Annotated in this window: 7 protein-coding genes and 1 tRNA gene; 4 read left to right on the top strand and 4 right to left on the bottom strand. The window is 33.6% G+C overall.

Annotation, left to right across the window (positions count from 1 at the left end; genetic code table 11):
- Positions 1-5 precede the first annotated feature (5 nt).
- The 4 genes from Q4Q39_RS02475 to Q4Q39_RS02490 all read left to right on the top strand — a co-directional run bounded on the left by Q4Q39_RS02475 (position 6) and on the right by Q4Q39_RS02490 (position 3,785).
- A complete protein-coding gene (locus Q4Q39_RS02475; RefSeq protein ID WP_303280781.1) occupies positions 6-1,346 on the top strand; it encodes a DUF1302 family protein in 1,341 nt (446 codons plus the stop codon).
- A 587-nt stretch (positions 1,347-1,933) separates the two neighbouring features.
- Entirely contained in the window at positions 1,934-2,521 is a 588-nt protein-coding gene (locus Q4Q39_RS02480; RefSeq protein ID WP_303280782.1) for an RNA polymerase sigma-70 factor, read from the top strand.
- Between the two features lie 164 nt (positions 2,522-2,685).
- On the top strand, positions 2,686-3,633 hold the full coding sequence (trxB, locus tag Q4Q39_RS02485) for a thioredoxin-disulfide reductase (RefSeq protein ID WP_303280783.1): 948 nt from the start codon (positions 2,686-2,688) through the stop codon (positions 3,631-3,633).
- A 77-nt stretch (positions 3,634-3,710) separates the two neighbouring features.
- Positions 3,711-3,785 (top strand) — tRNA-Pro (locus Q4Q39_RS02490).
- Positions 3,786-3,848: 63 nt separating this feature from the next.
- On the opposite strand, the gene Q4Q39_RS02495 is transcribed toward Q4Q39_RS02490, so the two are convergent.
- The 4 genes from Q4Q39_RS02495 to Q4Q39_RS02510 all read right to left on the bottom strand — a co-directional run bounded on the left by Q4Q39_RS02495 (position 3,849) and on the right by Q4Q39_RS02510 (position 12,633).
- Entirely contained in the window at positions 3,849-6,752 is a 2,904-nt protein-coding gene (locus tag Q4Q39_RS02495; protein ID WP_303280784.1) for an alpha-amylase family glycosyl hydrolase, read from the bottom strand.
- A 69-nt stretch (positions 6,753-6,821) separates the two neighbouring features.
- A complete protein-coding gene (locus Q4Q39_RS02500) occupies positions 6,822-8,006 on the bottom strand; it encodes a SusE domain-containing protein (protein WP_303280785.1) in 1,185 nt (394 codons plus the stop codon).
- A 29-nt stretch (positions 8,007-8,035) separates the two neighbouring features.
- Positions 8,036-9,577, bottom strand: coding sequence for a RagB/SusD family nutrient uptake outer membrane protein (locus Q4Q39_RS02505; protein WP_303280786.1), 1,542 nt, complete (start codon positions 9,575-9,577; stop codon positions 8,036-8,038).
- An 11-nt stretch (positions 9,578-9,588) separates the two neighbouring features.
- The gene (locus Q4Q39_RS02510) at positions 9,589-12,633 is read right to left on the bottom strand and encodes a SusC/RagA family TonB-linked outer membrane protein (RefSeq protein ID WP_303280787.1); all 3,045 of its coding nucleotides are present in this window, start codon (positions 12,631-12,633) and stop codon (positions 9,589-9,591) included.
- Positions 12,634-12,762 lie beyond the last annotated feature (129 nt).

Below are 12,762 nucleotides of genomic sequence, written 5' to 3' on the forward strand. Positions count from 1 at the left end.
TAAAAATGAAGTTTAACAATGTTATAGCCTACTTTTTTGTGTGCATGATCAACCTTTCATTAAAAGCACAAAACGATTCAAAGCCTAAAAAGAAATATCTCTTAGATACCCGATTTACAATGTTAGTTGATGCTAGAACAGCAGTCGAGTTTGAATCTGGAGATGTACAAAAAACAGAGTTTTTTATCCGACCAGAAATAGATATACTGGTATCTAAAAATCTTAGGTTAAAAATGATTGGAAGGGTTTATACTGAGCTTTTAGATAATCTTGAGCCTGGTATACCAACACAAAATGCGGTATCTGAATTTTCAAATAGAGCTTTTATAGGAGATCGATTAGAAGCCGAATTACGGGAGTTTTATGTAGATTGGAAAATAGGTAAGCATTTCTTAACACTTGGGAAACAACAAATAGTCTGGGGAAAAGCAGATGGGTTAAAAATATTGGATATTGTAAACCCTACGAATTTTAGGGAATTCTTATTGGATAATTTTGATAATTCTAGAATTCCCCTTTGGTCGGTGAAGGCAGATATTAAATTATCGAAAGTGAAAGCTCAATTTATTTGGGTACCAGATATAACTTATCACGATTTTCCAACACAAAAAGCGCCCTTTTTTCCTAAAGCCTTATTTTCTTCAGTACCACAAGGTGTTTCAGTTTCTAATAAACCAATGGAAAAACCTAAAAAACCGATAAAGGATGCAGATTATGGTTTGAGATTATCAGCTTTTTTAAATGGTTGGGACATCACAGTCAATTATTTATATCAATACGATAATTTTCCTGTTGCCAAAACAATGGTAGATAAATTAAATAATACAATGAGTATAACACCACTATTTAAGCGTTATCATTTATTTGGAGGGACGTTTAGTAATGCCTTTGGTAGTTATACATTACGAGGAGAATTAGGCTACTCAAAGGATAAATACTTTTCATCTGATAACACAAATATTTCAGAAGGAATCTTTAAAAGTGATCAAATAATGGGTGTTATTGGGGTTGATTATTCAGGAATAAGCAATTCTACTTTAAGTTTCCAGATTTTTGAAGATTATATTTTCAATAATCAAATGGCAAGCGGACGGCAAGGTTCTGAAACCAATGTCTCTTTTTTAGTTGACAGACGATTTGCGAACGAAACACTAACAGCCTCCATCATTTGTGTTCAAAACCTTAATAAATGTGATGGCTTCGTAAGGCCAAAAATAGAGTATTTAGTATTAAATAATCTTACAGCATTTTTGGGAGCTGATTTGTTTTATGGAGATAAAAATAGACTATTTGGACAGTTTAAGTCATTGAATAGGCTTAGTATGGGACTACAATTAGGAATTTAGCAATTTAAAGAGAAATTATATATGAATTTAGGTAACGCTAAGAGCTTAGTTCTTAGTGTTGCTTGAATTTTCAATTTATAATGCCTCGTCAGTATTTCTCCTGTATTCCAGTGGTTTTGCATTTTTGAGCTTTTTAAAAACTCTTATAAAATAAGACATATTGTTATCAACAGGTAAATACTATCTCAGAGATACTTTTTGAGACCTCTTGTCTTGTATTAACTTGCGAGTTTGAGCTATTTTAAGCTCATTTATAAATTCTTTATATGTTTTTCTTGTACGTTTCTTAAAATAACGACAAAGTGCATTTGGAGAGAGGTGTACCAATTCACTAATTTTTTAGGTACTACTTCATTCGGGAAATATTGATTCAATATGCTATATAATTCCGCATTCTTCTCCTTGTTTATATAACAATTTTCATTTAGCCATACAGTATATAGAATTCAAATTACTGGAAGAAAGAAACTTTTTATTGTCTTTAACTGCTGGTGAATGATTATTACCCTATTTTGAAATACCAGTCTACTTGTTATATCAGTTAAATATGTTGTTTTGGTATAATTATTTTAATTCATTGAATTTTTATGAAAAAATCAGATCTGATTTCTGGTTGTGACAAATCTCTTGTTGAAAGCCTGAAGGAGGGAGAAGTACGAGCATTTGAAACATTATTTAATCGATATAATAAAAAAATGTATGGATTTGCTCTAGGGTACTTGAAGTCAACAACAGAAGCAGAAGGATTGGTTCAGGATGTTTTCTCTAAAGTTTGGGAAAAAAGAAACTCTTTAAAACCTGAATATAATTTTAAGTCTTATATTTTTACAATAGCATTTAACCTAATAAAAAAAACATTCATAAAAAGGAGCAGAATGCGGAATTATATAGATTCAAAAGATAAAAGGGTTGATTTTGATCAATCTACTTTGAGTCAAATTGATTATAATTTTATGATGGAACGAATCATGGAATTAGTAGATGAAATGCCATTGCGTAGAAGAGAAACATTTGTTAAAAGCCGTTTTGAAGGTCTTTCGGTTAAAGAAATAGCAAAAGAAATGAGTGTTAGTCCAAAAACTGTAGAAAATCAAATTACTTCAGCTTTAAAGTTTATAAAAGCGAATTGGAGGTTTAACGAAACCTCAAATAATGTTAACACAACATGTTTTTAGCAGATAATAAATAAATTGGTCTAAACGAGTTCATTGTCCTATTTGTATTAATATATAAAATCATTATAGATTTTACATATAGAGTTATAATAACTGTTAATAACTTCTATGTAAGTTTTGAATCAAAAATTCTACTTTTGTTTTGATTAAATTATACAAATACAATGTCTGATACAATAGAAAAAATTAAGTGCCTAATTATAGGTTCTGGGCCAGCAGGTTATACAGCTGCAATTTATGCAGCTAGAGCTAATATGTCTCCTGTGCTATATCAAGGAACACAGCCTGGAGGTCAATTAACAACAACTAACGAAGTTGAGAATTTTCCTGGATACCCAGAAGGTGTTACTGGACCGGAAATGATGATTGAATTACAAAAACAAGCAGAGCGTTTTGAAACGGATGTACGTGACGGTTGGGTTACAAAAGTTGATTTCTCTGGAGATATTCATAAAGTATGGGTTAATGAAACCAAAGAGATTCACTGTGAGACGGTCATAATTTCTACAGGAGCCTCAGCAAAATACTTAGGATTGGATTCTGAGCAAAAATATTTAAAATTAGGAGGAGGTGTATCTGCATGTGCAGTATGTGATGGATTCTTTTATAGAAATCAAGAAGTTGTTATAGTTGGAGCTGGTGACTCAGCTTGTGAAGAAGCTCATTATTTATCTAAGTTGTGTACTAAAGTTACTATGTTAGTAAGACGTGATGAGTTTAGGGCCTCTAAAATTATGGCGGCTAGAGTCAAGAATACTGAAAACATTGAAATACTATTTAATACCGAAACAGATGAAGTTTTAGGTGATGGACAAGTAGTAACTGGTGTTAGGGTTTTTAATAATAAAACTAATGAAAAGCAAGACATTCCTGCTACAGGATTTTTTGTAGCTATAGGTCATAAACCCAATACAGATATTTTTAAAGGCTACTTAGATTTAGATGAAACGGGATATATTATTAATAAACCTGGAACTTCTAAAACAAATATTGATGGTGTTTTTGTTTCTGGTGATGCTGCAGATCATGTGTATAGACAAGCAGTAACAGCAGCAGGGACTGGTTGTATGGCAGCTCTTGATGCAGAACGTTACTTAGCAGCGAAAGAGTAGGTATTATTATTATTATTATTATTGAAAAATGTTTAAATAGCCTAGTTTTTTAGCTAGGTTGTTTTGTTAGAATAAATCGGGACGTGGCGCAGTCCGGTTAGCGTACACGGCTGGGGGCCGTGTGGTCGCAGGTTCAAATCCTGTCGTCCCGACAAAAAAGGTGTTTTCATTTTTATGAAAATACCTTTTTTGTTTTTAGATACTTCTGATTTCTTTTACAGCTTTACCATTTTAAAAGTGTTCTGTGTTCCTAATGCATTTGTAGTTTTTATTAAATAAAGACTACTTAATAAATTAGAAATATTAAAAGTATATCCTTTGGAAAATTGACCTTCGAACGATTTTATAAGCTTACCAGTGATATCGTAAATTTTCAATGTTTCAATATTTTGATTGATTGAAAATCTGTTTTTCACAGGGTTAGGGAGTATTTTGAAATCATTATTCTTTTCAAAACTATTTGTAGATAGCGTTGATCCTTTATTTCCATAAATTCTAAAGTCACCAGGAGGTAAATTAATAGAAGTTGTACTACCATTAATTGTTGTATTTCCAGAAGTATCCATTAAATCGAACCAAGTTCCAGAATAAGGAAAATTTGGATTTATATTTTGACTTGTTAATGAGAAATTAGCAACTATGATCACGTTTTTAAGTTCTGAGCCACTCATGTTTTCATTACCTGTGTAAATACTTATTCTAGGTGTTTGTGTTCCGGAACTTATGCTATAATTACCTTCAAAAACAGCTTCATTGATTTTTAAATCATTCAACCTTGCCCAATCATTATAAACTTTGTTCCTGTTGCCATCAGCAAGCCAGTTATTAGACCATTGGGGTTGAGGTTTTGTATCTAATTTGCAGTCTCCATCATTGTTTCCATCGTAATCAGAATTAACAACCCCGTTAGAACAAGTCCAAATGGAGTCATCCATCCCTAAATCTGCAAAATGCCATAACATTTTTGGGCCAGGAATGGGAATGGTCACGGCTCCTAGTGCGGACATTCTTTTTAAAGCTATATTTAGATCTCTAATATTGTGCGAAGGTGTTGTATTGGTTCCGAATTCGGTCATTTCATACATGATTCTGTCCTTATCATGACTTTCTGGATAGCCTAACGTACGTTTTTCTGTAAAACCATGAGCCGTATGCCCCATGCGGTCAAAATTAATATCACTTGATTGCCCTTGCGCTAAATTTTTATATGCAGTCCACATTTCGCTCCACATCATAATGCCTTTTGGAATAGGATCACTTATTCTATAATTAGCCCATTCTTGTTCTTCGGTATCACCTCCCAAATGCTCAAAAATAACATAGTGGGTGTCATCTAAACTCCAAGAGTAATCCGCATATTCTTTTAAAACAGCTACACGGTCTGCTTGGTAATTATTGGTACAACTTTCGTCTCCAGAGGAACAATTTTGCGTAAACCCTTTGGTTAAATCCCAACGAAATCCATCAACTTTGAAGTTTTCAATCCAATGTTTAACAACACGCTTTGTATATACTTTTGTAAATGAACTAGAATGGTTAAAATCCGACCCGACATTATAAGAATGTTTTGGTGTTTGGTTAAAATATGGGTTTTCAGAACTAGGTTCTCCCCAACCATCACCATCGGCATCATCCATCCATAAACGCACCATCGGATTTCTTCCAAATGCATGATTTAATGCAAGATCCAATATAACAGCAATTCCGTTTTGATGGCAGGTATCTACTAACTCTTTAAATTTTTCCTCAGTACCATAAAACTTATCCAAAGCCATGTGAAAAGCGGTATTGTAACCCCAACTTTCATTACCTTCAAACTCCATAACAGGCATTAATTCGATAGCGTTAATGTTTAGGTTTTTGAAATAGTCAATTCTATCTATAATGTCTTGAAAGTTTCTATCAGCGTCAAAATCACGAATTAAAACCTCGTAAATAATTAAGTCTTCTTTCTTGGGTTTTGAAAAATTAGTGACCTGCCAATTGTAGGGTGTTTGGTTAGTCTGTAGCACAGTCACTTCTCGTTCTTGCCCAGCAGGATATGAAGGTAAATTTGGATAGGTTGATGAAGGAATAAAAGGATCATCAAAAGGAGATAGAACTAATGTAGAATAGGGATCGGCAGTTTTTACAAGAGCAGGAGAATTTGCAATAGGGTTTTTATCATAAACCCAATATTGATAAGTATAAATTTGATTGGCAGTTAGCCCGGTTAATTCTAACCAAAAGGTATCAGAAGTTGGATCCTTTTTCATAAAATAAGCATCTGTTGGGGCATAATTATTAAAACTACCTGCTATTTGTACAAAGTCTTTTCCTGGAGCATTAAGTACTAATATCGCTTTAGTAGGATCTGTAGTATTGTAGTTTATACCTTCTACCAGTCCACTTGGAAGTACTTCTTCAATGACTGTTGGAACGATAACAACATCAAAAGAAACTTCTCCTACATCTGATGCAGATAAAGGAGAGCCTTCTATTCTTACACTCGCATTAGATGTTATATTGTTTATCGTTCCAAGGTAGGTAGTGAATCCATTACCACTAGTTTCTAGGGTATTGTCTAAATAGTATTTAAAGTGGCCAGGCTCTAAGTTACCTTGATACGTTAAATTGGATTTAATTGTTAAACTTTCGCCAGATTCTAATACAACAGGGATATGTGCTGGTTCTACTATCTTTATTATAACAATACCAACTGGAAAAATAAAATCTTGGCAATTGTTTGCTTTTAGTTCTTGTGAACCATCAGCATTTCTAAAAACCATACCTATCTGAGTCACGTTAGCTGCTTGAGTAGCATTTAATCCGTAATACGTTTCTGGAATTATAGTAAGACTCCATGTACCATTATTATTGTTAGTCATTTCTCCAATGCCATCATCTGCTCCCCAATTACCAATAGTACTAAAACCAAACGCATCTGAATTATCTCCTATTCCAGAGTGCATGTAAACTTTAGAAGGATTATTTAAACCGTTACAATTTGTATCATTGCTACTTAAATCTACGGTAATCGTTATAGATTCATTAACCTCAAAGGCACTTGGATTAATAGTTACCTGTGCATTTAAAACAAAAGATATAAGAATGAATAAAAAATATGTAATTTTTTTCATAACTAGATTATTTAAAAAAAGGACCATGATGTCATAGTCCTTTTTTATTTAGAATTTTATAAAAAGAATTTATCTTAAATCGATAATCTTGTTTACTGTGTCCACTGATAGAAAATAATTTCCAGGCGTACCAGTAAAACTAAAATTGTTGTCGCCATCCATAGCATCAACTAAATTAGGATGTATAGTGTAACCGTCTGTCGAATAGAAAGGATAATTTTGACCAGAATCCCAATCACCTTGAGTTAGGAAGAAACGAAATGAGTCATTAACCAGGTTGATGTTTGCACTATAGTAACCATCTGTACATGAAAACTCTACTGGAGTATCCCAGCCCCATCCAGCATCTTCAGCTCCAGCACCCACAACCCAAACAGAATCGCAATTAGACTCTTCGGCCTGTGGAACGTCTAATGTAATAGTTTTGTTTACAGTATCAACGGTCATTAAGTATTTACCCGGAGTGCCAATAAAACTAAAATTATTATCACCATCCATGGCATCGACTAAATTTGAATCAATGGTATATCCTTCTGCAACATAATATGGGTAGTTTTGCCCTGAATTCCAATCACCTTCTGTTAAAAAGAAACGAAATGCGTCATTAATTAAATTAATGTTTGTAATATAAACATCATCATAGCAAAGAAACTCTGCAGGAGTGCCCCAGCCCCATCCAGCATCAACAGCTCCAGCACCAACTACCCAAATAGAAGGACAGTTAGGTATAGGGCCACCAGTATCAACAATTTCTTGTAACTCTATATTTAGAGTTTGAACAGAAGAATAAGACTCTAAACCTCCTTGACCAATAAAAGCCTTTATTCTAAAGTGTAATTGCCCGATATTAGGTTCTTCACTATTGGGATTGTTATCCAATCCAGCGAGTGCTGCTAAATTCAGCATTTGTTTTACTGTTACTGGAAGCTCGTTATTTGTTGTTGTACCTAAATTATATTTAGCATAATCATCAAGAGTATCATCACCAATATAATCGCTAAAGTCTGCCATTGTAGCCGCTTCCAGACTATAACTAACTTCAGTAGGAACATCAAAATCGGCACTACCCCAGGTAAAACGTTCAGCCAAATTACTATTCAAACTAGAATTTAATACATAGTTGTTTAAGAAAGTGGTGTTGAATACTAAACCTTCTGCCTCACTAGCAGTAAATACCAATTCATCATCATCGTCACACGAATTGAATCCTATAAGAGCTATTATTAATAGTGTTAGAATTTTTATATTTTTCATTGTAAATGTCTTTAAAAGTTAGTTAGTTTTTAGAACCCTGGGTTTTGGGTTAAGTTTGGATTTGCTTGCAACGCAGCTAGCGGAATGGGAAATAATTTATAGCTATCAGGAATGGAAGTTCCTCCGACAACATTTCCTTTCCATGGCCAGATATAACTACTGCCTGTAAACATTCCAAAACGAATTAAGTCGCTTCTTCTGTGGCCTTCTAAATTTAGTTCTCTACCACGTTCGTCAATTAAAAAATCCAATGTTAATTCTGATTGCATAATGGTACTGGCATTTGAGCGTGTTCTTACAGCATTTACATATTGTAGTGCTGTATTTATAGCACCTCCAGAAGCACCTCTAAGAGTACACTCTGCATACATTAAGTACGTATCTGCTAATCTAAATAGCGGAAAATCTGTACCAGAAAAAGCTGTAATTATAGGAGATCCATTAAAGTTTGTATTTCTAAATTTAATAGAGGGATACCCATCTTTCCATTCTCTATAATCAGCCATTTCGAAATTGTGTCCTGTTGTCCAGAATAAACTGGCTCTATCATCAGTTGAAGTTCCCAGATCACCATATAAACCATACCATGCTTTAGTCGCTCTATGGCCTGTCCAACCATCATTAGCTCCAAAATCGGCAAGCACCATGGTTTCAGTACTTAAGCTTCCGTTAACAATATATGTGGTATTTCCAAAACTTTGACTTGTGTCTGCATCTGCAATTAAAGGAAATATTATTTCTGTAGATGTCTCATTATCTGCAGAGAAAAGACTCACAAAGTCTGGTGCAAGACTATAGCCCCCTTCATCAATCACTTTATTAATTAAAACAAGGGCATCATCATATCTGGAGGTTCCTACATATACTTCGGCATTCATGTAAAGCTTTGCTAATAACATCTGTCCAGCAGCTTTAGAAGCTCTACCATAAGAGTTTGTTGCTGGAAGAGCAGCTTCTACTTCTATTAATTCGGCTTCAACAAAAGCAAATAATTCTGCTCTTGAAGCTTCAGGAAGTGGTGCAGAATCTCCGAAGTTTTCTTCGGTTGCCAGAACACCTTTTCCAAAAGTGTCTATTAAATAGTAATAGGCCAAAGCTCTTAAGAATCTTACTTCAGCTATTACAGATTCTTTATTTTCTATGCTTATATTATTAGCAACAGCAAGTAAGTTATTGCATTGTGGAATTGTAAAATAAACTCTGTTGAATAAATATCTAAAGAATTTATTGTTTTCGTCCCAGTCAGAAGTGGTAGTAAGTTGGTCCAGACCATCATCTCCCCAACGGTTTTTCATACCATCCGCAGTAAAGTCCTGAAGATTTATGATACCTCTTAAAAAAGGAGATTCTCCAGCATTATCACTAATATCAGACTTATCTGGTCCTTGTACACCAGACAGTGCAAAAGAGGCATAAAGTCTGGATACTATACCTTCTACTGCATTTGGATCCTGTGCTAGTAATTCGTCTAAAGATAATTCTACTTTAGGTTCTGTATTTAGATCATCTGTACAACTTGATACTACAAGAAGTATGCATAAGCTAAAAAAGAAGTTTAAAATATTTTTCATAGTTCTGTTTTTTAAAAATCAAGATTTACACCAAAAGAGTATACTCGTGGTCTTGGATAAAAGTTATCATCAATAGCATTAAAGTTTTCTGGATCCTGACCAGAATAATTGGTAATTAAAAATGCATTGTTAACAGCGGCATATAATTTTAAATTAGTGTTTTTGAAAAGTTGATTAAATGTGTAACCTAAAACAATATTTTCACATCTTAAGAAAGACGCATCCTCTATGAAATAATCTGAGAATGGAATATTACCTCTTCTGTTTGTAAAGTTTGGATCTGCAGCATCAGAAAAGAAATTTAATGTATTATTTAAATTTTGAGTATTATTAGGCAAGGCTGCTTCTGTATACCCTCTGCTTAATCGTCTTGCATTATACATTTTACCATCTAATTGCCCTCTAAAACTAGAACTTAGATCCCAATTTTTGTAGTTAAAATTAAATCCAAAACCAAACGTCCAATTAGGTCTTAAGGGGGTGTAATATCTATCATCGTTATCTATGATGCCATCATCATTAAGATCTACAAAAGCCCCTAAGATTGGTCTTCCATCAAGATCATAAATTTGTTTAAATACCCAGGCAGAATGTGCTTCTAGCCCCACCACGTTAAATGCTAGGTTTACACCTGTACCTGTTGGTATTCCAGAGTCTGGAGAATCAATAACAGTAACATCTTTAAGACTTACAATTTCCGTTTTATTGTAAGCTATATTACCGTTTATAGAAAAGTTAACGTTATCTTTTCGTATAGCATTTAAGTTTAAATTCAATTCAAAACCTTCACTTTCAGTTTCTCCAACATTTTTAGGGAATACGTTTGTTAACCCTTGACCTGGCCCAACAGGTGCTCTTACTAATAAGTCTGTAGTTTCTCTTTTAAAGATATCGAAAGAACCAGAGAATACATTGCTATTGAAAAAATCGAAATCTATTCCGAGATTGTATGTTGTAGTCTTTTCCCAAGTCAAATCATCATTAAAAGGTTTTGCGTTATAAATGGCTACGCCTGATAAATATTGACTTGTACTTGACCCAGCTTCAAACAATGGTGTAGAAGGATAGAAACCAGCGATGTCTGTAATATCTTGTTGACCAGTTTCTCCCCAACCAACACGAATTTTGATGTCATTTACAAAATCAACATCTCTTAAGAAAGACTCTTCTTTAAGTTTCCATGCTAAAGCTGCTGCTGGGAAATAGCCCCAACGTTTATCCTTTCTAAATAAAGACGATCCGTCGGCTCTAAATGATACAGTAACCAAATATTTATTGAATAAATTAATATTGGAACGCCCGAAAAAAGATTGTAAGTTTAATTCATTAAAATAAGCATCATCATTTTTAATATCTCTTATTCTTAAGCCAGTATCATCAGCATATCTGTATTGTTCTTTATTACCATCATTTTTAAAATTCTGATAACTATAACCTCCCTGAATATCAAAATTGTTTATAAAGAAATTATCAAATTCTTTTCTATAAACTAAATAGGATTCCAAGGTGGTATTAGTGATATGTTGGTTTTCTCTATAGTTTACACCAGGGTTAAAAACAAAGTCACCACTGTCTGTAGATTGATAAGTTGCAAGTGCATTATCTGTAAAGGTTTCTACGATTTCTGCTCTTGAAGCCTCCAAACCTAGATTTACAACAGCTCTTAATTCTGGAAGAAAATGCATTTTATAGTCAAATTCTATATTACCTAAAATTTTACTTACTTTCTCAGGTCTGCTACGTTGTAATAATAATGCTAATGGATTACTGGCACCGTCAATATTTCCTTGATCACTTAAATTAGTGTAAAAACCACCAAAAGGGGAATTGTTATCGAACACTGGTTTTGTTGGGTCGAAAGAAACAGCACTGCCTAAAGCACCATCATTATCTATATTGTTTTTATCTACAAAAATGGATTTAGCATTAAGATCTATCTTTAAATGATCTTCGAAAAACTTAGGAGTGAATTTTAATGAAGCAGTTATTCTTTCATAGTCATTTGTTTTTACAATACCTTCAGTACTATTATACCCAATAGAAGCTCTGAATGGAATTTTTTCAAATAGATTCGCCCTAGCACTAAAATTATAGTCTGAAGACATACTCGTTCTAAAAATAGCATCCTGCCAATCTGTATTATAAATTTCTCTTCCATTAATAATTTGAGAAACAGCTTCGTTTGTACTTACAGAACCCACAGGAACTCCTAATAAATCTGTCTCTCCAGGATATGTAGTTGTAATAAAGTCTACAAATTGATTACCATCAAATAAATCAATCTTATCGCTAACCGTACTCGTAGAGATATTTGAGGAGAAATTAAATTTAACCTCTCCGGAAGTTCCTTTTTTTGTTGTAATGATTATAACACCATTTGATGCTCTGGATCCATAAATTGCTGTTGCTGAAGCATCTTTTAAAATACTGAAACTTTCAATATCATTAGGATTTACAAGTGTTAAAGGATTATTTACCCCAGCCGGGTTTGAGTTGTCTACAGCAATACCGTCAATAACAATTAAAGGATTACTATTGGCACTTAATGAAGCACCGCCTCTAATCCTGATATTTGGTTTAGCATCGGGTTGCCCACCAGCACTGGTTATTCTTACACCAGGTGCTTTACCATTTAGTAATTGATCAGCAGATACTACGGTTCCTTTATTAAAGTCCTTTGAAGATACAACATCTACAGAACCTGTGAGATCTTCTTTTTTTACGCTACCATATCCAATAATGACTATTTCTTCAAGTTGTGCTGTATCTTCACCTAATAGGATATTTAGTGAAGTTTGTCCCGTATATTGTTTTTCCTGTGCCTTGTAACCAACATAAGAAAATACGATAATGTCTCCAGTATTAACCTTAATTTGATAATTTCCATCAAAATCTGTGGTGGTTCCGGTTGTTGTACCTTTTATGAAGACATTAACTCCCGGTAATGGAATGGAAGTTGATTGTTCTGCTACTGTTCCTTTTAGCGTATTTTGACCAAATATATATACTGGTAAGATAAGCATGAAAAACAGTAATTTTTTAGTGAATGATTTCATACAATTTTGTTGAATTAATGTGTTAGTTTGTTTAGTTTATATTTTCACTCCTCACATCAAAGCTATGTAAAGAAATTGTAAAGAAATAATTATGAATTACGAAATTCGCAACGAAAACGTTTTCGTGTT

Origin of the sequence: Flavivirga amylovorans (assembly GCF_030540875.1) — a bacterium.
Taxonomy (GTDB): domain Bacteria; phylum Bacteroidota; class Bacteroidia; order Flavobacteriales; family Flavobacteriaceae; genus Flavivirga; species Flavivirga amylovorans.